This is a genomic window from Streptomyces sp. NBC_00212 (genome assembly GCF_045206365.1).
In the GTDB taxonomy this organism is placed as follows: Bacteria; Actinomycetota; Actinomycetes; order Streptomycetales; family Streptomycetaceae; genus Streptomyces.
The window spans coordinates 1,525,166-1,547,592 of record NZ_CP108115.1; the positions used below are offsets into that span (position 1 = coordinate 1,525,166).

General features: G+C 68.6%; 17 protein-coding genes and 1 pseudogene. 4 read left to right on the top strand and 14 right to left on the bottom strand.

The features are described 5' to 3' along the window. The first annotated feature begins 8 nt into the window (after nucleotides 1-8). The gene (locus OHA17_RS07035; protein WP_406505030.1) at nucleotides 9-644 is read left to right on the top strand and encodes a PadR family transcriptional regulator; all 636 of its coding nucleotides are present in this window, start codon (nucleotides 9-11) and stop codon (nucleotides 642-644) included. A gap of 56 nt (nucleotides 645-700) precedes the next feature. On the opposite strand, the gene OHA17_RS07040 is transcribed toward OHA17_RS07035, so the two are convergent. After that, nucleotides 701-1,750, bottom strand: a complete 1,050-nt coding sequence (locus OHA17_RS07040) for a bile acid:sodium symporter family protein (protein ID WP_406505032.1) — start codon at nucleotides 1,748-1,750, stop codon at nucleotides 701-703. Between the two features lie 152 nt (nucleotides 1,751-1,902). Between OHA17_RS07040 and OHA17_RS07045 the strand changes: the two genes are divergently transcribed. Then, nucleotides 1,903-2,778 (top strand): LysR substrate-binding domain-containing protein, encoded by an 876-nt coding sequence (locus tag OHA17_RS07045; protein WP_398878970.1) that lies wholly within the window; start codon nucleotides 1,903-1,905, stop codon nucleotides 2,776-2,778. Between the two features lie 3 nt (nucleotides 2,779-2,781). Here the strand turns inward: OHA17_RS07045 and OHA17_RS07050 are convergent, their stop codons facing one another. Beyond that, nucleotides 2,782-3,756, bottom strand: coding sequence for an Lrp/AsnC family transcriptional regulator (locus OHA17_RS07050; RefSeq protein WP_406505034.1), 975 nt, complete (start codon nucleotides 3,754-3,756; stop codon nucleotides 2,782-2,784). 124 nt (nucleotides 3,757-3,880) lie between these two features. Here OHA17_RS07050 and OHA17_RS07055 point away from each other — a divergent pair. Both OHA17_RS07055 and OHA17_RS07060 read left to right on the top strand, forming a co-directional pair. After that, nucleotides 3,881-5,369 (top strand): annotated as a pseudogene (locus OHA17_RS07055) (MFS transporter). 377 nt (nucleotides 5,370-5,746) lie between these two features. Further along, nucleotides 5,747-7,546 (top strand): AMP-dependent synthetase/ligase, encoded by a 1,800-nt coding sequence (locus OHA17_RS07060; protein ID WP_398878976.1) that lies wholly within the window; start codon nucleotides 5,747-5,749, stop codon nucleotides 7,544-7,546. 39 nt (nucleotides 7,547-7,585) lie between these two features. Here OHA17_RS07060 and OHA17_RS07065 read toward each other — a convergent pair whose 3' ends face one another. From OHA17_RS07065 to OHA17_RS07120, 12 genes are all read right to left on the bottom strand, one after another. Continuing rightward, nucleotides 7,586-7,732, bottom strand: a complete 147-nt coding sequence (locus tag OHA17_RS07065) for a hypothetical protein (RefSeq protein WP_159048071.1) — start codon at nucleotides 7,730-7,732, stop codon at nucleotides 7,586-7,588. Nucleotides 7,733-7,887: 155 nt separating this feature from the next. Next, complete coding sequence (locus OHA17_RS07070) at nucleotides 7,888-8,172, bottom strand: hypothetical protein (protein WP_406505037.1); 285 nt, start codon at nucleotides 8,170-8,172, stop codon at nucleotides 7,888-7,890. Between the two features lie 307 nt (nucleotides 8,173-8,479). Further along, on the bottom strand, nucleotides 8,480-9,421 hold the full coding sequence (locus OHA17_RS07075; RefSeq protein ID WP_406505039.1) for a hypothetical protein: 942 nt from the start codon (nucleotides 9,419-9,421) through the stop codon (nucleotides 8,480-8,482). Nucleotides 9,422-9,792: 371 nt separating this feature from the next. Then, nucleotides 9,793-10,203 carry a RidA family protein gene (locus tag OHA17_RS07080; protein WP_406505040.1) on the bottom strand — a complete coding sequence of 137 codons (411 nt, stop codon included), beginning with the start codon at nucleotides 10,201-10,203 and terminating at the stop codon, nucleotides 9,793-9,795. A 379-nt stretch (nucleotides 10,204-10,582) separates the two neighbouring features. Further along, on the bottom strand, nucleotides 10,583-12,664 hold the full coding sequence (locus OHA17_RS07085) for a PQQ-dependent sugar dehydrogenase (RefSeq protein ID WP_406505042.1): 2,082 nt from the start codon (nucleotides 12,662-12,664) through the stop codon (nucleotides 10,583-10,585). Nucleotides 12,665-12,675: 11 nt separating this feature from the next. Beyond that, nucleotides 12,676-13,941, bottom strand: coding sequence for a glycosyl hydrolase family 8 (locus OHA17_RS07090; RefSeq protein ID WP_406505044.1), 1,266 nt, complete (start codon nucleotides 13,939-13,941; stop codon nucleotides 12,676-12,678). 12 nt (nucleotides 13,942-13,953) lie between these two features. Beyond that, a complete protein-coding gene (locus tag OHA17_RS07095; protein WP_406505046.1) occupies nucleotides 13,954-14,970 on the bottom strand; it encodes a chitinase in 1,017 nt (338 codons plus the stop codon). A gap of 358 nt (nucleotides 14,971-15,328) precedes the next feature. Next, on the bottom strand, nucleotides 15,329-16,807 hold the full coding sequence (locus OHA17_RS07100; protein WP_406505048.1) for a glycoside hydrolase family 27 protein: 1,479 nt from the start codon (nucleotides 16,805-16,807) through the stop codon (nucleotides 15,329-15,331). Next, nucleotides 16,804-18,651 carry a discoidin domain-containing protein gene (locus tag OHA17_RS07105; RefSeq protein WP_406505050.1) on the bottom strand — a complete coding sequence of 616 codons (1,848 nt, stop codon included), beginning with the start codon at nucleotides 18,649-18,651 and terminating at the stop codon, nucleotides 16,804-16,806. The genes OHA17_RS07100 and OHA17_RS07105 overlap by 4 nt, the downstream gene beginning before the upstream one ends. Nucleotides 18,652-18,677: 26 nt before the next feature. Beyond that, nucleotides 18,678-20,330 (bottom strand): glycoside hydrolase family 28 protein, encoded by a 1,653-nt coding sequence (locus OHA17_RS07110; RefSeq protein WP_406505052.1) that lies wholly within the window; start codon nucleotides 20,328-20,330, stop codon nucleotides 18,678-18,680. Between the two features lie 86 nt (nucleotides 20,331-20,416). Further along, entirely contained in the window at nucleotides 20,417-21,193 is a 777-nt protein-coding gene (locus tag OHA17_RS07115; protein ID WP_406505054.1) for a Tat pathway signal sequence domain protein, read from the bottom strand. Nucleotides 21,194-21,200: 7 nt separating this feature from the next. Then, a complete protein-coding gene (locus OHA17_RS07120; RefSeq protein WP_406505056.1) occupies nucleotides 21,201-22,415 on the bottom strand; it encodes a glycoside hydrolase family 105 protein in 1,215 nt (404 codons plus the stop codon). Nucleotides 22,416-22,427: the final 12 nt, after the last annotated feature.

A 22,427-nucleotide genomic window follows, 5' to 3' on the forward strand; every position in this document is an offset into this window, starting at 1 on the left:
TCCGGATCATGACGTCGCTCCCCCGCAGCTCCCCGCTCGCCCTGACAGTCCTGGCCCTGCTCCACTACAAGCCGCTGCACCCGTACGGAATCCAGCGGCTGATCAAGGACTGGGGGAAGGAGCAGGTGGTGAACGTCGGCCAGCGCGCGAGCCTCTACCGGACCATCGAGCGCCTGCTGGCCGCCGACCTGATCGCGGTCCGCGAGACGGGACGCGACCAGCAGTACCCCGAGCGGACCGTGTACGAGGTGACCGAGGCGGGGCGCGAGGTCACGCGTGCCTGGCTCGACGAGATGCTGGCGGTACCGAAGGCCGAGTTCCCGCAGTTCCCGGCGGCGCTGTCGCACGCGCTGATGCTGGCCCCGCACGAACTCCTCGACGCGTTGGAGCGCCGGCTGACCTCCGTCGGCAGCACGCTGAAGGCCCTCGACGCGGGCCTCGCCGCGGAGTCCGAGTCCGGCCTGCCCAGGATCGCGTCGCTGGAGAGCGAGTACCTGCGGGCGATCACGGCCGCGGAGGTGAAGTGGCTGCGCGCGGTCACCGACGACCTGCGCGAGGGGCGCCTGCCCTGGTCGGCGGAGGACCTGATGGCGTTCGCGGCGCAGCAGGAGAGCGGGGGCGCGGCCCGGAAGGACGACGCCTGACGGACGTGATGAGGCGGGCGTGAAACCAGCCGGTCCGCCCGGAACCGGAACCGGCCCTAGCTTCCGACCCGTACGCCCCGCTCGCGGTCGGCGTCTTCGCACGCACCCGCCGAGCCCGGTACGGCCTCCGGCAGCACCTCGCGGGCGCGGCGCTTGGCGATCACCGCGCAGACCATCAGCTGCATCTGGTGGAACAGCATCAGCGGCAGCACCGCCAGCGAGGCCTGCGGGCCGAACAGCACGCTCGCCATGGGGAGGCCGGCGGCCAGGCTCTTCTTCGAGCCGGCGAACTGGATCGCGATCCGGTCGCCCCGGTCGAAGCCGAGCCGCTTCGCCCCGTACCAGGTCAGCGCGAGCATCGCGGCCAGCAGCACGGCCTCGACGGCGAGCAGCGCGCCGAGCCTGGCCACGCTCACCTGGTGCCAGATGCCGCGCACCATGCCCTCGCTGAACGCGCTGTAGACGACGAGCAGGATCGAGCCCCGGTCGACGTACCCGAGCACCTTCTTGTTCCGGACGAGGAACCCGCCGACCCAGCGCCGCAGGAACTGCCCGGCCAGGAACGGCACAAGGAGCTGCAGGACGATCTTGAGGAGCGAGTCCGCCGAGAAGCCGCCGCCGCTGTTGCCGAGGAGGCCCGCCGCGAGCAGCGGGGTGAACAGGATTCCCGCGATGCTGGAGAAGGAGCCCGCGCAGATCGCGGCGGGTACGTTGCCGCGGGCGATCGAGGTGAACGCGATCGACGACTGGATGGTGGAGGGCACCAGGCAGAGGAAGAGCAGACCCTTGTAGAGGTCCGGCGTCAGAACGAACGGGACGAGCCCCCTCGCCGCCAGGCCGAGCAGCGGGAACGCCACGAACGTGCAGGCCAGGACGGTGACATGGAGCCGCCAGTGACGCAGCCCGTCCATCGCCTCGCTGGTCGAGAGCCGGGCCCCGTACAGGAAGAAGAGGAGCGCGACGGCTCCGGTCGAGGCGCCGCTCGCGACGTGGGCCGCGGACCCGGAGGCCGGAAGCAGGGCCGCGAGTCCCACCGTGCCGAGCAGCGCCAGTATGTACGGGTCGACCGGCAGCCAGGACGGCAGCTTGGGGGTGCGGCGGCTCATGTGCTCCACTTACGGTGCGTTTATGTGTGTCCGGCGTCGTACCGGCCCGGAACGTGCCCTCTCGATGGTCCTCCTGTTCCGCCTGATCGGGAATCCCGCACACCACTCTCACTGTCATCACGTTCCGCGATGAGCAGCGCTACGGTTGAGGCATGTACGACGCGAACCAGCTGCGGACTTTTCTCGCTGTCGCCCAGACCCTGAACTTCACCCAGGCCGCGCGGCGGCTCGGACTGCGGCAGTCGACGGTGAGCCAGCACGTGCGCCGCCTGGAGGACGCGGCCGGGCGGCAGCTGTTCAGCCGGGACACGCACAGCGTGCGGCTGACGGAGGACGGCGAGGCGATGCTCGGCTTCGCGCGGACGATCCTGGCCGCGCACGAGCGGGCCGCCAACTACTTCACCGGGACGCGGCTGCGCGGCCGGCTGCGGTTCGGCGCCTCCGAGGACTTCGTGCTGACCCGGCTCCCTGAGATCCTCCAGTCGTTCCGCCGCGACCACCCGGAGGTCGACCTGGAGCTGACGGTCGAGCTGTCCGGGACCCTGCACCGGCGCCTGGAGGCGGGCCGCCTCGACCTGGTGCTCGCCAAGCGGCGGCCCGGCGACAGCCACGGCGAGCTGGTGTGGACGGACGAGCTGTGCTGGATCGGGGCGCCCGGGCTGCGGGTCGACCCGGAGCGGGCGGTGCCGCTGATCCTGTTCCCGCCGCCCGGCATCACCCGGGCGCGGGCGCTCGAAGTCCTTGAGGAACACGGGCGTTCCTGGCGCATCTCCTGTACGAGCGGCAGCCTGAGCGGCCTGATCGCGGCGGCCCGGGCCGGCCTCGGCGTGATGGCCCACACCCGCGGCCTGATCCCGCCCGGCCTGGACCCGCTCCCGGCCCGGGCGGGCCTGCCGGAGCTCGGCGGGGTGGACTTCGTGCTGCTGCACAACCGGCGGGGCTCGGCCGCGCAGGAGGCGGCGGGCGCGCTGGCCTCCGCGATCCTGGCGGGCGGCGACCGGCTGCACGCGGGGCGCCGGACGGGCTGAGCGCTAGCGGGTCGGCGCTGGGAGGCTCAGCTGTTTGATGCGGCGCAGCTTCGCCGTCGTCTCGATGTGCTGGACGCCGTCGAGGGTGCCGAGCCGGCCGCTGAGGTAGGCGTAGAGCTCGGCCGTGCTGCGGGTCAGGACCGTCGCGACCAGGTTGGACGGGCCCGCGGAGGCCGAGACGAAGGCGGCCTCCGGGTGCCGGGCGATGGCTTCGCCGACGCTGTGCAGGGCGGCGGGGGCGGCCGTGATCCACAGCGTGGTGCCGACCGGGAAGCCGATGTGCTCCGGCCGGTACTCGACGTCGATGTACAACGCGCGCGAGGCGAGCAGTGCGGCGAGCCTGCGTTTGACCGCCGACTCCGAGCGTCCGGTGGCCCGTTGGAGCTCGGGGTAGGTGGCGCGGCCGTCCCGCTCCAGGGCCTGGACGAGGGGCTCGTCCTCCGGTGTGATGCGGGCGGGGACGGCGGGCCGCGACAGCTTCGGGCGGAGCTCGTCGGCCTGCGCCCGGCTGAGCGCGCCGGACTTCATGAGCAAGCCGTCGCTGCCCCCGAAGAACGTGTGCAGCATCTGGTAGGCGCGGATCTCGACAATGCGCGGGGTGCGCGGCAGCTTGCCGAGCATCAGCTCGTCGCGTTCGCCGTCACTGCGCGGCCGGGTCATGCAGATGACCTCGGTGCCGCCCGCGGCCAGCGCGATCCATGCCGTGTCGGGGCGGCGGGCCAGCGCGCTCGCGATGGCCTCGGCGCTGTCCGGGGTGCAGCGAAGGCGCAGCATCCACTGGTCCTGGCCGAGCCGCCCGCCGTTGCGGACGGCCATGACCTTCAGGCCGACATCGGCGCACAGCCTGCGGTAGCGGCGGGCAACGGTCTGGTCGGAGACGCCGCGCACGGCGGCGATCCGGCTGAACGCGGCCCGTCCGTCCCGCTCCAGCGCGTGCAGCAGCTGCCGGTCGAGTTCGTCGAGACTGTGGGATTCCATGCGCTGAAACCGCTCTCCTGTCGAATTCCGGCGGACTTGCACCGCCAACCGTCCGGATCGTCCGGTGACCACCGATCGCACGGAGGTACACGCACTGACCGGAAGATCTCAGGGAGTTGGGGACATGCGTATGTGGGGGCCACTGACGGCCGTGTGCCTGGGGACGTTCATGTTGTTGCTGGACGTGTCGATCGTGGTGGTGGCGCTGCCGGACATGGCGCGGGCCCTGAACGCCTCGCTCAGTGATCTGCAGTGGGTGATCGACGTGTACGCGCTGGCGCTGGCCGCGCTGCTGCTCGGCGCGGGGGGCAGCGGCCGATGTGCTGGGCCGGCGGCGGGTGCACGTGGCGGGAACGGTGGTGTTCGCGCTCGCCTCGCTGGGCTGCGGGCTCGCCTCGAACGCGGGGCTCCTGGTGACGGCCCGAGCGGTGCAGGGTATGGGTGCCGCCGCCATGTTCGCCACCACACTGCCGTTGCTCGGCACCATGTATCAGGGCAAGCAACGCTCCGTGGCGCTCGGCATGTGGGGTGCGGTCAGCGGCGGCGCCGCGGCGGTCGGCCCGGTCGTCGGCGGGCTGCTCACGGAGGGGCCCGGCTGGCGTTGGATCTTCTTCGTCAACCTGCCGGTGAGCGTGGCCTCGGTGTGGCTCACCCTGCGCGTCGTACCGGAGTCGAAGGGGGCACCCGGACGACGGGTCGACTGGGCGGGCACGGCTGCGTTCGCCTGCTTCGCCAATGCGGCGACATATGCCACGGTGCGGGCCGGTGATGTGGGCTGGACTTCGGCATCCACCATGGGCGCCTATGGCACGGCCGCGCTCTGTCTGCTCGTGTTCGCGCTGGTGGAGCGGCGGGCCGCGCATCCCCTGCTCGACATGGCGCTGTTGCGCAGGCCCGCTCTGGTGGGTGTGCTGCTCGGCGCCTTCGGTTTCAGCGTGGCGGCGTTCGGTGCCGTCCCGTACCTCTCGATCTGGTTGCAGACCGTGCTCGGCATGAGCCCGCTGCGCGGCAGCCTGGTGCTGCTTCCGCTCGCCGGAACTTCCTTTGTCGTGGCGGCGGTCGGCGGTCGGCTGCTGCACGGGGCGCCGGCCAGGTTCGTGATCGGCGGCGGACTGCTGCTGGTCGGGATCGGCGGGTTCTGCATGGCGGTCCTGGACGCCGGTTCGGGCTGGCCCGCGCTGATCCCGGGGCTCGCTCTGGTGGGTGTCGGTACGGGTCTGGTGTCGCCGGGGCTCGGCGGTGCGGCCCTTGCCGCGGTCCCGCCGGCCAGGGCCGGGATGGCCGACGGCGCGGTCAACACGTTCCGCCAGCTCGGGTACGCGCTGGGCGTCGCCGTGCTCGGTACGGTGCTGACCTCGCGCATGCAGGACACCCTCGGCCCCGCAGCCCACGCCGTGGCGGGCGGCGGCGCCGGGTCACTGCCCGACATGGCGTCCGACCACATGGCGTCCAGCCACACAGCGCCCGACCACATGGTGTCCCAGCACATGGTGTCTGAACACATGGTGCGAACCGCTTTCGCGTCCGGCTTGAACACGGTGGCGGTGGTCGCGGGAGCGGCGGGGCTCGTCGCGGGGGTGCTGGTGCTCACACTCGTACGCGGCCAGGCGTGAGCAGCCCAGCCAAGACAGCGGGGACCTGGGGCGGGAGCACATGTCAGTGGCCGAGACGGTGTAGGCGCGGTACGCAGCGGCGGAGGGTGGTCCGGACCAAACCCTGCGCAGCCGTGGGCTGAGGGTGACCGGAGCGTACAGATTCCGTGGAGATTGCCTTCCGCAGAACCTACCTTTGAGTCAGCAATGCGCCCGAGCGGTCCCCATGTGGGCCCGTTTCGGGCGCTGACCTGTGAAGACGCCGGACGTCTCGACTTGCAGGAGACCCCTGTCACCGAAACTCTCCGTGGGGTACGGTCACCGCGCTGTGCGGAGCGCCACCGGGGGTGGCCACCCCGGAGGGAGGCAGGTCATTGCGCGAGTTCACGGTCCCACCCATGGCGGCGGCGCCTCAGGTCGGCGGGCTGGCGGACGCGGTCTTCGACCATGCCCTGGACGACCCGCACCGCGTCGCCCTCTGCCGCAAGGACGAGTCCGGCACGTGGCGGGACGTGACCGCCGCGGCGTTCAGGGACCAAGTGTTCGCGCTGGCCAAGGGGTTGATCGCGGACGGGGTGCGGTTCGGGGACCGGGTCGCCATCATGGCGCGTACCCGATACGAGTGGACGCTCTTCGACTTCGCCCTGTGGACGATCGGCGCCCAGCCGGTGCCGATCTACCCGACGTCCTCCGCCGAGCAGGTCTTCTGGATGCTGCACGACTCCGAGGTCACCGCGTGTGTGGTGGAGCACGAGGACCATGTCATGACGATCGGCTCGGTCGTCGACCGTCTCCCCCGCCTCAAGCGCCTGTGGCAACTGGACACCGGGGCACTCGACGAACTCCTCAGGATCGGTGGGTCCATCGACGACGAGGTGGTCAACCGACACCGGCGGGCGGTGACTCCGGAGTCGGTGGCCACCGTCATCTACACCTCGGGCACCACAGGACGCCCCAAAGGGTGTGTGATCACCCACGCCAACTTCATGTTCGAGACGGACATGTTGATCTCCCGCTGGGAGCCGGTGTTCCACTCCCGCCCCGGCGACGAGGCGTCCACGCTGCTGTTCCTGCCACTGGCCCATGTTTTTGGCCGCATGGTGGAGATCGCCGCGATCCGGGGCCGGGTCAAGCTGGGTCACCAGCCGGCCCTCTCCGCGTCCGCGCTCCTGCCCGACCTGCAGTCCTTCCGGCCGACCTTCATCCTCGCGGTCCCGTACATCTTCGAGAAGGTGTTCAACGCGGCCCGCCGCAGGGCCGAGGCCGACGGGAAGACCGGGCCGTTCGACAAGTCCGTCGATGTCGCGGTCAAGTACGCGGAGGCCGTGGAGCAGAAGGCGTTCGGCCTCGGCCCCGGCCCCTCGGCGGCGCTGCGGATGCAGCACCAGTTCTTCGAGAAGACGGTGTACGGCAAGGTCCGCGACGCGATGGGCGGACGGGTGCGGCACGCCATGTCGGGCGGCTCCAGCATGGGGCGCCGGCTAGGCCTGTTCTTCGAGGGCGCGGGTGTCACCATCTACGAGGGCTACGGCCTGACCGAGTCGACCGCCGCCGCGACCGCCAATCCCCCCGAGCGCACCCGGTACGGCACGGTCGGGCAGCCCATCCCCGGCACCACCGTGCACATCGCCGACGACGGCGAGGTGTGGATCCACGGCGGGCAGGTGTTCTCCGGCTACCTCAACGAGCCGAAGGCCACCGAGGCCGTGCTCCGGGACGGCTGGCTTGCCACCGGGGACATCGGCGCGCTCGACGAGGACGGTTACCTCACCATCACCGGGCGCAAGAAGGAGATCCTGGTGACGTCGGGCGGCAAGAGTGTGTCGCCGGTCGCCCTGGAGGAACGGGTCCGAGCCCACCCCCTGGTCGCCCAGTGCATCGTGGTCGGCAACGACCGCCCGTACATCGCGGCCCTGGTCACCCTCGACCAGGAGGGCGTGGACCACTGGCTGGCCATGCGCGGCAAGCCCCCGCTCACCCCCTCCGAGCTGGTACGCGACCCGGACCTGGAGATGGAGGTACGCCGCGCGGTGGTGGCCGCCAACACCCTGGTCTCCCAGGCGGAGTCGATCCGCACGTTCCGGATACTGGCCCACCAGTTCACCGAGGAACACGGCCTCCTCACCCCCTCGCTGAAGCTGAAGCGCCGGGCGATCGAGGACGCGTACGAGGTCGAGGTGGACGCGCTCTATCGGTGAGGGGGCACGCGACCGGGGTGCGGTCGGGCGCACTCGCCGCTACAAAATGCCGATGTTGGTGAGCGGGATGTTCCAGTCGTTGCTCTCGGCATGGCGGCCGGGTCCGTCCTGAGCCGCGGCCGGTACGGCGAACAGCATCAGTGCGGCGACGACAACGGCCAAGACCGCGATGACATGACGCTTCACAGTTCCTCCTCGACTACGGCAGTACCGACCCACGCTGCTCCGAGCCGGGGCATGAGCACTGCATGCCCCGACGCGGACGCGAAGCGGGGCATGCAGCAACTGCCGGAACCGGCATACATACAGAGAGTCGCCCTTGGGGCGTGGTGCAGTTGGGTCTATTGCATGCCGCCATACGTGGCCACGGCGTTGGCCTGCGAGTTGGCCACAGCGGTGCCACCCCCATAGGCCACGGCGTTGGCCTGCGAGTTGGCGACCGCGACGGCCCGCGGATAGACGGGGGCGGGTGCGGGGGCGGGGGCGTCATAGCCGGGAGTGGCGGGGGCGTCATAGCCGGGGGCGGCGGGGGCGTCGTAGCCGTCGGCGAAGCTGATGCCGACACTGAGGGCGGACAGCCCCGTAACCGCTGCGACTACGACGGCAGCGCGCTGAAACTTGCGCATGGTTTGGCCCTTTCCTACCTGGGCGCGAAGCCCTGGGTTGATTGCTCAGCGTGAAGATATATATAAAAATCGCGGCAATCTGGGACCTTTGCCCTGCCATGTGTCGTGTCGGCTCAGACGAGACACCCCTCAACCCTTGTCCTGTGCGGCGAGGCGGATGTTGGCTCAACATGGGGCGAGGTACGCGGAGTTGAGTTGTTCCGGACTGTTTTCCGGAAGATCGCCGGCCTGTTGATTCCGTAGGTTCGAGCGACCGCAGGGTGGCCGAACGGCGATGGCAGGCCCGGCGAGGGCTTGGGCTCAGGGGTTACAACTGCGCGATGTCGTGCGGGCGAGCGCGGACCGGCGTGGCCGAGTCGGTCGGTGCTCCGTTGGGCCGCTGGGGCCGTCCGGTGCGCCGGTCCACCGGTGCGGGCAGCGGGGCCAGCGGGTGACTGCGGACGTGCCAGGTCTGGTACGCCGTCAGGACGACGAGCAGGCCGCACAGAGCCGCGGTTCCGCCCACGGTGCCCCAGCCCAGGCCGCCCTGCGCAACCGACTTGGTCAGCGAGTCGCCGCCCGCCGCGCCCAAGGGGCGGGTGAGGACGAAGGCCAGCCAGAACAGGACGGTTCCGTTGATGGTGGTGAAGTAGTGCGCGGCCACGATCAGCAGCATGATGCCCGCGATGACCAGGAAGGCGCCTCGGAAGCCCAGGCCGGTGTCGTCGGAGAGCCAGTCGCCACTGGAGGTTCCCAGGGTGTTGGAGACGAGGATCGCGGTCCAGTAGAGGATTTCGCCGGTGCGGCTGGAGATGTTCTCCACGTCGTAGGTCTGCCCGGTTCGCAGCCACAGAAGGAAGACGAGCACGAGCAGGATGGTGAGGATGACAGCGCCCCAGGCGTAGCCGACGCCGTCGGGTGCGCTGCCGTGGCCGAAGCCGCGGTTCATGAAGTCGGAGATCTCCGTGCCGACCATGCTCGTGCCCAGCACCACAGCCCAGTAGAGGGCGGGGTGGAATCGCCGGGCCCGCACCTGGGCCACCACGACGACCAGGAAGAACGCGAGGAAGAGACACGCTGTGGTGACGTAGCCGAGCCGGAAGGTGATGCCCATTAGGTCCCCGGCGGTCTCGCCCAGCGTCACGGCCACCGTCTTCAACACCCAGAACAGCAGGGTCACTTGGGGGAGTTTGCGCAGCACGTATTTCAGCTCGCGGTGTGACGACGGCTGCTCCAGCATCTGCACGGTCTTCCCACTTCCGATCGCCACGCTTTACCGTGCCTGCCCGCAGCGGCTCGCGCCGGGCTCAGGCGTGCAGCCATGGTGCCAACCCGGACGCCCCGACTGCCCGTTATCGCCCCGCCGCGAGCAATCGTCACTCGAAGGTGCTATCCGTCTGCCATGTCCGTTGCCACCGCGCGTCTGATAGCCCCCGACTGACGCTGGACGCCGGCGGCTGAAGCGGGCTGTCTACAGCCAGAGGCCCCCATCGACTGTCCGTCCGCGCCGTTCATACCGGTCTCCGCCGTCTGACGCGGGCTCGCCGAGGATGCGACCAAGCCTTGGCGGCGCCGCTTGAGTCGGCATCCGGCGAGATCACGCCAAGCGACATGACTTGCGCGGGGTTGGCGAGAGCGCTCTCAGGAATCCAGCACGGCCGCGACGGCCTCGATCTCGACGAGCTGATCGTCGTAGCCGAGCACGGTGACACCCATCAGGGTGCTGGGAACGTCATGGGCACCGAACGCGTCCCGCACCACCTCCCAGGCGGCCACCAGGTCCTTCTGCCGAGCCGACGCGACGAGGACCCTGGTGCTGATGACGTCCTGGAGCGAGGCGCCGGCGGCGGCGAGCGCGGTCCGCATGTTCTCGACGGCCTTCGCCGCCTGGCCTGCGTAGTCCCCGACGGCCGCTGTGGAGCCGTCGTCGTTCAGCGGGCACGCGCCGGCCAGAAAGATGAGGCGCGACTCGGCGGGAGCCGTTGCCGCGTAGGCGTACTCGGCCACGTCGGACAGGGTGGCGGAACGGATCAGGGTGACGGCGCGAACCACGGTCGTCGGGTCCTTTCAGGCGGGGCTGGAAGCGCGGCCATCCTGCCAGCGCCCCAGCCTCTCCCGCCTCCGCCTTTCGCCGCCAACCTCTTTGTGCAGGCTCGGAGATCGGTTGGCCGACAGCGATTTTCCCTCCGCCTGTCACACCCTCCCGCCCTGGCGCATCAGTCCGGTGAGACGCGGCAACACCGATACGGACACCGGCCCTCGCTGCGCCAGCGTGGCCACGGACAGCGCGACGACGGCTGAGCGAACAGTAGGGGCCGCGCACCGGCCAGTCCGCGGGCACAGCAGAAGCGCCGCCGACGTGCGGGGTGAGTGGACACCTTCCCGCATGCCGGCGGCGCCAATGCTCAGCCCAACTACCCTTCCTCCAGGCCTACTTGATCAGTACCTTGAAGATCTTGTCCGAGCCGGCTCCCCCCGTCCCGTTGTTGTCACCATTGGTGGTCGAGAGCCAGAACGCGTCCTCCCCCGGCACCTTGGTGACCGTACGCAGCCGCCCGTACGAGCCCACGTAATACGCCGTCGGGGTACCCACGTTCTCCGTGTCGCCCGTGATCGGGATGCGCCACAGCCGCTCGCCCTTGAGGGCCGCCATGTAGACGACGTTGCGGACGATGGCGATGCCGCTGGGCGAGGCCTGGCCGGTGGGCCAGCTGGCCTTCGGGTTGGTCATTCCGGCCGTACTGCAGGGGCCCTCACACGTCGGCCAGCCGTAGTTGGCGCCCGGCTTGATGAGGTTCAGCTCGTCCTTCTTGCTGTCGCCGAACTCGGCTTCCCACAAACGGCCGTTGCGGTCGAACGCGAGGCCCTGCGGATTGCGGTGCCCGTAGCTGTAGACGTAGTTGTTGAACGGGTTGCCCGGGGCCGGCTTGCCGTCGGTGGTCATGCGCAGGATCTTGCCGTTGAGGGAGTTCCTGTCCTGGGCGAGGTCGGGTGTCTGGGCCTCGCCGGTCGAGGCGTACAGGTAGCCGTCGGGGCCGAAGGCGAGCCGTCCGCCGTTGTGGTACCTGTTCTTCTTGATCCCCTGGAGCAGCACGGTGTAGTTGCTGAGAGCGCTCCCGTTGTACGTCATGCGCACGACGCGGTTGCCTTCCGCCGCGGTGTGCATGAAGTACACATAGTGGTTCGTGGCCCACTTGGGGTCGACTGCGACGCCGAGCAGACCGCCCTCACCGTCGGTGGTGACCGCGTTGGGAACGCTTCCCACCTGCGTCTTGGTCCCGTTCGGCGTCACCTTGTACACCTTGAAGCTGTCCCGCTCGGTGACCAGGGCGCTGGAGTTGTCCGGCATCCAGTAAGTGCCCCACGGAATGGTCCAGTTGCTGGACAGCGTGGTGATCGAGGACGGGACTCCGCCGTCGGTCTGGCAGGTGGCCGTGGTGAAGGAGACAGCGTTGCTGGCCGGGGACACGTTGCCGCCCGCGTCCTTGGCGACGACGGTCAGCGAGTACGGGCTGTCGCAGGCCAGGCCGGTCAGGGTGGTGCTGGTGCCGGGCGGGTTGCCGGTGACGGCCTTGTAGACGTTGTCGCCGCTGCGCACCTCGTAGGAGGTGACACTCTTGTCGTCCGTGGAGGCACCCCAGTTCAGGTCCACGCTGTTGGCGGTGACATGGGACGAGGTGAGGGTTCCGGGTTTGGTGGGCGGATGGGTGTCGGTGCTGGGCGACGTGGTGCAGTCGATCGCGGGGCTGGCCTGTGAGACGTTGCCGGCCGCGTCGCGGGCGAGCACCGTCAGGTTGTAGGTGGTGTTGGGGGTGAGCCCGGTGAGGTGGTCGGAGGTGAGGGTTCCGTCGACCTCATTGATCTTGTTGCCGTGCTCGTAGACGTCGTACTTCGCGACGCCCACGTTGTCGGTGGAGGCGCCCCAGCTCAGCGTGAGAGCGCTCTCGGTGACCGCCGAGCAGGTGGGTGTGCCGGGCCGGGTGGGGGCCTGGGTGTCGCCGCCCGATGCCCCGCCGAAGTCGACGTAGTCGATGTTGGCGAGGCCGTCGGCGGTTGTTGAGGCGAGGCGGATCTTGTTGCTGCCCGCCTTGACCGCCACCGTGAGGGTGGAGTCGGCCCAAGTGTCCCAATTCGCCGTTGCGTTGAAGGCCCGCGCGGCGGACACGACGGCGCCGTTGACCGACACGTCGGCGGGACGGTTGGCGCCGGTGCCGTTCGCGTAGCGGATGGCGATGGTCGCGCTGCCCGCGGCGGCCGCGTTGACGGTGACCTCGACGTAGGCGCCGACCGCATTGTTGGAGTTGACGAATCCGGTGCCGGAGTAGTTCTTGTGGTTGGTGTCGACGGTGCTGCCGGTCGAGCGGGTGCCGCTCTCGGCCTCGTAGCGGGTGGGCGCGGCGGAGGCCGACTGCGGCGCCGCCTGTACCAGGCCGGCGCAGAGCAGCAGCACGGCAGCCGCGGCCGCCTTCCGGGCCCCGCCTCTCGCAGGGCGTGGGGGTGTTGCGAGACGCATGTGATCCTCCGTCAGGAATCTTGCGGTACCCAGTAGTTGCCCGATGCCACGATCATGGACTGGAGCTGCACGCCGGCGCCGTAGTAGAGCTTCGGGTCCACCGGGGAGGCGGCCAGCTTGCTCCAGAGCGCGTCGAGCCAGGCCTGCGAGCCGGGGTCGGTGAGTGCGGCGACGGCGAACGGGGCGGTGAACGCCATGTCCTCGCCGCTGTCGAACGCCGTGCCGTTGAGGTGGTACCCGGTGACGATCTTGCCGGGGTCGCCGCCGGTCTTGCTCTTGATCCAGCCGTTGAGCTTGCGCGCGGAGGCGAGCGAGGCGGCGTCCCCACTGGTCACCGCGTCCGCGCCGATCCGCCACGCGTCGCGGCAGGCGTTCCAGCCGTAGTCGCCGTCGTTGGCGGATTCGAGCACCTTGCCCGCGGCGGGCTTGGGCGTGCTGTTGGTGTTGACGACGAAGTCGGCCAACAGGCCTGTATTGGCGGCGTACTTGGACTGCTGCGAAGTGATCAGCTTCTGGTGCGCCGTGCGCACGGTGTCCCACGTACCGTCACCAGTCGCCGACTTGAAGGCCCGGAAGTGGTCGGCCATCCAGTCCGAGGAGCGCGAGATCCAGTAGTGCGACTCGCCCGGGGTCGACCAGTCGCCGAGCAGCATCAGGTGCGTGGTGGGATTCACCTCGCTCTTCTTGATGGCATTGATGTGCTTGACGGCCAGATCCTTGTAGTCGTACGTCCCCGAGCTGCCCCACTGCTTGTCGGCGAGCAGCAGCCCGTACGCGACATCGAGGTCGCCGTCGGTCGCCGAGTCGGAGCCGTCGACGCTCTTGCAGGACTTGTCCTGTTCGGCGGCGAGCAGCCCCGAGTTGTTCGACGAAGGGTGGGCCAGGACGTACTTGACCATGCCGTCGAAGACCTTCTTGGCATCGTTGTCGGCGCCCGCCATCAGCGCGGTGACCACCATGCCGTACCCCTGGCCCTCCCCCACATAGGGGTGGTCGGCGTCTGGCGAGAGCGTCTCGTACCAGCCGTTGCCGCAGTTCTGCTTCACGAACGCGGCCTTCCACGCCTTGTACTTGTCGACCACCTGCTGGTCGATCGCCGCCTGACTGCCGGATGGCTTCAACGTCCCTGCCACGTAAGGGACTTGGTGACTGCCGAAGGGGACGGCTGGGCCGCTCGGTGCGGCGGCCGCGTACGGCGCGGCCGTCAGGGCGCCCGCCATGAGACCTGCCGTCGCGACAAGGGCTGAGAGCGCTCTCCTGCACTGCTGATGCGTCATGTCGGCCCGCCCTCAGCCCGCGTACTGGGAGACGATTTTGGTGAAGGCGTACGGGGACTGGCCGACCCCGCTGCACGAACTCCCGGCGTCCCCGCCCGAGCCGCACTGCCGGTCCCGGTTGACCGCCCAGAAGGTGAAGCGCGCTATGTGGTGCTGTTTGGCGTAGCCGAGGATGGTCTGGAAGTCGCCGGTGGTGACGGTCTCGTCGGACTCGTCGGTCTTGCCGTTCATGGAGGAGACGCCGATGTGCCGGTAGGCGGCGTCGTCGCTGTAGCCGTAGGCGCTCTTCACCGCGGCCTTCAGGCCTTCGAGAGCGCTCTCCGTGGCCGAGCCCATGGTGCCGTTGTGGCCTTCGAAGTCGAACGGCATGATCGTCCAGCCGTCGTTGGCGAGCCCGGCGGCCGCCCCCTTCTTGATGAGGTCCTTGCCGTTGGCGTCGGGCCCGTTCGGGGTCGTCCCCATGGTCACGTACGTGACGATGCCGGGGTTGTTGGTCTTGACGATCTTCAGCGCGCTCACCACGCGCTGCCGCACGGTGGCGTTCGAGAACTCGGTGTCCTCGATGTCGATGTCCAGCGCCTTCAGGTGGTACGCGTTGATCACCTTCTGGTACGCGCCGGCGAGCGCCGAGGCGCTGGAGCACTTCTCACCGAGCTTGTTGCCGCTCCAGCCGCCGACCGAGACGACCACGTCGCCGCCCGCGCCGCGAATGGACTTGATCGCGCTCTCGTCGGAACCGCCGGTCAGCGCGCGCGAGCCGTCCCACTTCGGGTTGCAGCCGCCGTCGGACAGGATGAAGGCCAGCGTGAACCACTTGACACCGGTCGCCGCCATGACGTCGGTGGGCTTCTGCGGATTGCCCCAGCCGAGGTACTCGTACGGGGCGACAGCCATGGCGCCCGAGGCGGCGGCCGCCTGCGGGGCATCCGCCGCGCCGGCCTGGGGGACGGCGGCGATCAGCGGCAGGAGCAGACAGCCGGCGCCGACGAGGGCCGCGGTGAGACGGCTTGGAGGTACGGGAGTGTGCACGGGGGTTCCTTCCATGGGGCTTACGGGGCCCCAGGTGCTGGGGGTCTCTTGAGGGGGGTGTACTCGGGACTACTGCGGATCACTGCGGGGGGGGGACTACGGGGCAGCGGAGCCGCTGCGAGAGCAGCGAAAGCCGCCGGGGCACCACGACCCCGTTAGGAAAGCTTCCTAACCATCACTGCATCGCAGTGCCTGGAGCGCGTGGCGTCAATGACTCGCGCGGGATCAAATCCCTTTCCCTGTACACAAGTTGGGCGGCTGAGGGCAGGCCGGGCTGGGGTGACGGGCATCCCCGTCACCCCAGCCCGCTCCGGCAGAAGCCGCCCCCCGGCGGCCCTGCCGAAGCTCCAAGGTTCCGTCAGCCCCGGTCCGGGTAGTCCGGGTTCGGGGCGCCGTTGTGCGGGCTCGCCGTGACTCCCACCTGGCCGGGCGGCGGATTGAGAGCGCTCTCGGGCTCGTTCCGTACGGCGGTGGACGTCGTCGGCCGGGCCCGGATGAGGCGGGTCTCGCCCGGGCGCAGACTCGCGCTGTAGGAGTTCGCGACCGTGCCACCACTCGCTCCCGACCACAGGTCGGTGATCTTGGCGCTGCCGGAGAAGCCGGCCTGGGACCAGTTCACGCCGACCGTCGCCTTCCCGGACGTACCGGTGTTGAAGAGCGCGAGCACGTAGTCGCCGTCGGCCTCCCGCTTGCTGAAGACCTGGCCCGGTCCACTGCTGACGATGCGCTTCGCGGCGACGCCGTCCTGGTCGACCGCGAGGACCCGGTCGTTGGTGAGCATCGCCTTGTCCGTGGCGTTCAGAGCGGTGAGGTCAGTGCCGAGCAAGAGCGGGGAGGCCGCCATCGCCCACAGGGTGAGCTGCGAGCGGCGCTGGTCGGCGGTGAGCCCGGCCTGGTCGCCGTTGCCGATCTCCAGGGAGTCCAGGTCGTTCCAGCCGCCGGGGCCCGCGTACCGGGCCCAGTTGGCGGCCGTGTTGAAGCGGGACGAGACATGGGACCAGTCGGTCAGCGGGTAGCCGCTGCCGCTCGGCCCGGGTCCGCAGTAGCACTCCACGTCACCCTGGGTGCGCCAGCTGTTGGCGAGTTTGCTCCAAGTGGTGGCGTCGGCGATGGGGAGGTTGTTGGACAGCGCGAAGTTGATCGGCCTGCCGCTGGCACGCAGCGCCCTGTCCCAGGCCTGGACATCGGGAATGTCCGCGCTCCCCACCCCGTCGATCTTCAGGTAGTCGACGCCCCACGAAGCGAACTGCCTCGCCCAGGAGTTGACGAACTCCTGAGACCCCGGCTTGCCGTAGTCGATGTAGTACATGTTCTTGCAGTTGTAGTTTTTCTCGGTCCTCGTCGTGTCGGCGATGTCCTTAGCGTGGTACGACGTGCCCTCGATCGGGGTGTTCTTGGTGACCGCGTTCTTGGCGATTCCGGGGGTCACATAGAAGCCGAACTTCAGGCCCTTGGAGTGGATGTAGTCCGCCAACGCCTTGATGCCGGAAGGGAACTTGGCGCTGTCGACGGTCCAGCGCCCGTACGCGTCGACGACGAAGCCGTTGGAGTCGCACTTCTGATAGAAGTCGTCGAGGTTGACGTAGAGGAAGCCCTGGTCCTTGAGGCCGCTGCCCGCCATCGCGTCAGCCTGCGCCTTGATCTTGGCCTCGGTGGGCGTGCGTCGGACGTACGACCAACTCGACCATCCCATGGCCGGTCTGACAGAGAGTCCGTTGTCGGATGCGGCGGCCTGCTGGGGTATGGACAGGCCGGCACCCGCGAGGGCCAGGCCGAGGCCGAGTACGGCCGCGGAGAGCGCCCTGAGCCTGCCGGGAAGTGCTCTGGGCCTGGTCACGGCGCCTCCGCGTCGTCGATGGTGGAATCGGGCTGCGGGTTGAGAGCGCTCTCAGCTCTGGTGCGGGCCAGGGGCGCGGCCGAGCCAGTCGTGGCGTAAGCGCTCCCGAGCCATGTCTCGTCGATCCGCAGCCGCTTGTAGCGGGCGGTGTCCGTAGATGCGGCGTAGGTGCTGGTCACCTCCAGGCGTACGTGACCGGTGGAGACGGCCGGGATGTCGATGAAGGCGACTCCCCGCGCGCTCGGCAGGGTGCCGGACTTCACCGGGCTCCCCCAGTCCTTGCCATCGGCGCTGACATACACCTTGTAGCCCTTGATCCGAGCCGACTGCTCGGTGTCCGAACGGGCGTAACTCACCGAGTCCTCACGCTGGTTGATACCGAGATAGCGGACGGTCTTGGCCGCGCCCAGGCTGAAGTCCAGTCGCACCGGGAGGGTCTTGCCGCTGTCCCAGTACGTGAGGTAATCGCCGTCCGCCGCGGCCGCCGCACCATGACCGCTCGCCGAGGCCGAGGCACTCATGGTGTAACCGGACGGGGCGATGATCCCGGTGCGCCCCTTCGTGGTCACCTTGAGGACGGTGTCGTACGGGTCCCACCCGGACAGGCCCGTGAGGCTGAGCGTGCCACCGGACTGACTGTACGAAATCGCCGTGTCCGTACGTAGGTTGGACACCCCGGTCACCTGGTAGCCGTTGTCGCGCAGCTTGAGGGTGGAGGTGCTTGGCGGGGTGATGACGTGGATGTACTGAAGGTTCGGGTCGGTGTTGCTGACGGTGGTGACACCCTGGGCGCCGTCGTTCCAGAACCCGGGTTTGAGGCCGCCGTACAGGTAGCCGCCGCCCTCCACGCCGTGCAGGGATTGCCAGATCGGGGTGAGGTAGCCGTTGGCGAAGTCGTTGAACGCGCTCTGGTTCGACGGGAACTTGCCGTTCACCTGGGCCGTTTCCGCCATGAGGGCCTTCACCGACGAGCCGGCGTTGGTGATGAGCCGCCCCAGGGTGAGCTTCTTGTCCACGGCTGGGTTGGAGCCGTCGTACCACCAGGCCCCGGTGGACGGCAGCTTGAAGTCGGCCTCTGTCAGCCGGGGTTGTGCGGTGTAGAGCGCCTGCGGGTAGTCGTACGAGGGCGTCATGCCCGTCTTCTGCTCATTGCTGATCATGTCCATGATCGGCGTGTCTTCGTTGTTGTTGCTGATCGTGTAGCCCGGGCGCTTCTGGTAGATCTGCTGGTACAGGTTGTGGCTCAGCCAGTAGTCGTTGTCGTTGTCGATCCAGAAACCGCCGAGGTCCGGGTAGCGGTCCATGACCTCGAAGAAGTTGTCGTAGCTGAACTGCCCGAAGCCGTCCCGGGTGGTCAGATCGACCTTGCTGCCCTTGTACGCCGAGTAGCCGGCGGAGTCGAGCCACTCATGGCCCCCGTCGGCGTGCCACTGCGGGTCGTCCGTCATGTACAGGATCGTCTTGAGGCCCTTGGCCTTGGCGGCCGCGATCAACTCACCGAGGAAGTCGCGCTTGGTGGAGCAGCTGCCGGGGATCTTGGAGGGCCACGGGCGGGCGTAGCCGAGGCGGCTGTGGAAGGTGGCGAGGACGAGGTACTGGGCGTGCAGCTTCTGCGCCTCGTTCACCCAGTAGTCCGGGCTCCAGCCGCCGGCCGTGACGTCGGACTCCCAGGCGGCGCAGTTGGTGTGGGCGGGCGCGGTCCGCTCGCCCCAGTGCAGGAAGAGCCCGGAGGTGGAGGCACGCAGGAAGTCCTGGCGCGGGTTCTGCAGATCGGCGCGGGCGGGGGCCTGGAGCGACAGTGCGCCGAGCACCAGGGCCACCACGAGCAGGAGTCTTGTGGTCAAGCGGCCGCGCCTGACCGAGAGCGCTCTCATACCGGTCCCTCCAAGTGGTCGAGGTGGGCCGCGCGGTTCGCGGCGCCGGCGGTGACACGGGCCGTTCCGGCGCCTGCGTCGTGAGCACCGCAGGACTGGGTGGAGCCGGTGCCGTTGATGCGCAGGGCGCCCCCGGTGGTGTTCTTGCTGTCGGCGACGCAGTAGCCACCCGGCACGTTCTGGAAGGCCAGGTCGTAGGGGCTCTTGGCGCCGCGCTGGACGGTGAAGCGGGTGAAGGTGACCGGGCCGCCGCCGTTGGTGATGACCGCCGGCCGCCCGTCGTCGGCGGCGAACCGCACCGAACTGTCGGTGAAGGAGATGTGGTCGGCGTTGTGGAGGTACCAGCCGTAGGCGGGCCGGGTTCCGATGGAGTTCGGGTTGTAGTCCGTCGCATTGTTGGTCGGCACGGTGGTGGACATGGTGCCGTTGCCACCCGGCACGGTGAGATGGACGTTGGTGAACGTCACGCCGTCGATGTGGTTCGCGCCGGACTCACCCCACAGGGTCGGTGAGAACGACGGGCTGGTGCCGGTCGCCGTGATGTTGTCGTAGGTGATGCCGGAGATGTGGCCCACGCCCGGGCTGTTTCCGCAACGTTTTCTGGTTCCGATCTTCAGCATGATCGGCGAGTGCACGTTGGCCATGGTGATGTCGCGGTAGTGGACGTCACTGATGTTGGCGCCGTCCATCGAGACCATGCCGAGCCCGGATTTGTCGGCGCCGTTGATGGTGATGCCCTGGAACTGGTAGTCGGCGAAGTCGCCGCAGGTCTCCGAGCCGAACATCAAGGCGTTGCAGCACTTGGCCGACAACTTGCTGTCATGGATCGCGACATGACCATTCGTCAGTTTGGCGCCGAGTGCGTAGTCGCTCTTGAAGACGAGGGCGTCGTCGTTGGCCGCGATGACGGCGTTGGTGATGGTGACATGGGTCGTACTGATGACGTTCCAGCCGTCGCGGTCGCTCGCCGTGTCAATGGTCAGGTGGTCGGAGGTCACCTGCGTACAGCCGTTGATGAGTGCGGCGAAGTGGCCGCCGCGGCGCAGGGTGATGCCGCCGCCGAGGGTGAGTCCGTTGCAGCGGGTCAGCGACAGGATCTTGTCGGCCTGGCCGGACTTGGGGTTGCCGGTGATGAGGTTTCCGCCGCCGTCGATGACTCCGGCCCCGGTGAACCCGATGTTGGTCAGCCGGTCGCCGTAGATCATCGCGTTGTGGAAGTGGCTGTGTCCGTAGTCCTGGTACTGGTCGTACGGGTTGGGCTCGGGCGCATCGTACTTACCGGCGTTCGAGCCCTTCAGGGTGGCACCGGAGTCGAGTTGGAGCGTGACGTTGGACTTCATGTGGAGGGTGTTCTGCGACTTGTACGTGCCGGAGGGGAACCGCACAGTCCCGCCGCCGGCGGCGTTGGCCGCGGTGATGGCCTTGTCGACGGCGGGGCTGTCATTGGCCGAGCCGTTTCCCTTGGCTCCGTAGTCCTTGACGTTGAACTCTGGTGTGGAGGTGGTTAGTTGGTTCTTCGGCGCGGGGCGGGCCGGGGACGAAGCGGCGAGTGCGGTGGTGGGTTGCGCCAGGGCGAGCGCGGTTGTGGGTTGCACCAGGGCCAGTAACCCGGCGAGGAGCAGCCCCCCGAGTGTGAGCCATCTCTTCATGTGTGGGCGCATGGAAACGTCTCTCTTTGACGGGTGGTCAGTTGAAAGCGTCGGACGGGTGATTGGGCGACTGGCCCGGTGAGCGGTCAGACGAGCTGGTAACCACGGAGGTTGGTCAACAGCAGATACGTGTCCTGCAGGGACCCGGAGGTGTCTCCGAGGGAGCGGTAGATGCCCCACTTCGGGCGGACCCGGTCGGCGAGGAAGGTGTCGACCCCTGTCGCAGACTTGTCGATGATGGTGCCGCCGCCGCTCTTGAGGATCCAGCGCACCGAGCCCGCGGTCTTGTCACCGACCTTGATCTGGAAGTCGACGTCGGTCCACTTGTCATGGAGCGAGTCGAGGTTGGTCCGGCCTATCAGGGTTCCGCTGAGGGGGAGTTGGAGCTCGATGGTCTGCACCCCCTTCACCCGCCGCAGTGACATCACGACGATCGGTGAGGTGCCGTTGCCGGGCTGCTTCATCTGCATGATGTGGGTGAAGGTGGTGGTCGCCTTCAGCGAGCTCGGGATGAACATGGAGTACGTGAGTCGCCAAGTCTGACCGGGCAGCCACTTCAGGTACGAGCCGCCGTTGCGGAGCCCGGTGACCTCCTGGCGCTGCCGGTCTGTCATGGTGTCGCGGTCGACGGTGTGCATGTTGAAGCGGAAGCTGTCACCGTCGGGGAGTATGTGGGGGTGTCCGGCTGGGTGTGAGTTCGCCCGGTCGTCCTCGATCGTTTCGAAGGCCTTGAGCCCGTCGGTGGCTGCCGACGGCGCCCACTTCTGCTGCCAGGCCGCGGCATGTGCGCCGGCCCCGGGCAGTCCGGCCGCCGCCGCGCCGCCCAGTGCGGCCGAGAGCAGGGCCCTGCGGGTGGGAGTCATCAGCGGGTCACCTCGACCTGAGCTGTTCGTTCATGATCAGGAAGGCGCCGAGGCCGTGGAAGTCGTTGGTGGCCCGGGTGCGCCCGACGTAGTAGGAGTAGTCGCCGACATTGGTGCCGATGGAGATGTCGGTGAGGTTGGTCCGGCCGTCCGAGCCGAGCGAGATCTCGGCGAGCACACCGTGGTAGCCGCGTTGGGCTACGGCCTCGAAGTGCGGGTCGATGTAGCCCTGTTGGACGGATCGGTCGAGGGCGTAGGTGAACATGCTGGAGCAGGAGGTCTCGGTCCAGTTGTCGGCCTGGGAACCCTTGTCGACGACCTGGAACCAGCGGCCGGTCTTCGGGTCCTGATAGTGCTCAAGCCCACCCGCCAAGTTCCTTAGGTAGCCCAGGAGTTGGGCACGGCGTGGGTGATTGGCAGGGATGGCGTCCAGGACGTTGACGATAGCCATCGAGTACCAGCCGATGGCCCGGCACCAGTGTTCGGGAGCGAGCCCGGTGGTGGGGTCGGCCCAGCTCTGGGTGCGCGACTCGTCGTACGCATGCTTGAGCAGCCCGTTGGCCACCTGCAAGTGACTCCCGTAGACCGCGAGTTGCTTGGCGGCCTCGTCGTCGGTGTAGGCCGAGTCGTTGAACTCCTTGCCGTACTCGACGAGGAACGGGTTGACCATGTAGACGCCGTCCGCCCAGAGTTGATGGGCCCGGCTGCTGGAGTCGGCGTGCCAGAAACCACCGTCGGACGTGCGGGGGTAGGTGTTCAGTCGGTTACGGATCTTCTGCGCGGCGACCCGGTAGCGGTCCTGGCCGGTCTCGTGGTGCAGGATCACCAGGAGCCGCCCGGCCTGCATGCTGTCGAGGCTGTTGAAGCTCTGGTTGATGCCGCCCTTGCTGTCGACGAACCGGTCGACGTAGCTCTTGATGAAGGACAGCAGCTTGGCGTCGTGGGTGCGCTGGTAGACCTCGTACTGGCCGTAGAGATACAGGCCGACCGGGTACGACCAGCCGCCGATGGACGTCGGGGTGAAGCGGGCCAGCGTCGACTTGGTCATGGCGACCGACCAGTCGGTGGCCTTGGCACCCCCGGGCTGCGATGCGGTCGCGGGGGCGGTGGCCCCGAAGGTGAGGCCGGCGACGGTGAGGAGTGCGGCGAGCAGGGTGACTAGTCGCCTGCGGGGTCGGCGGTTTCGGATGGCGGGCCATGGACGGGCTGGGGATCTGGTCATGGTCACCTCAGG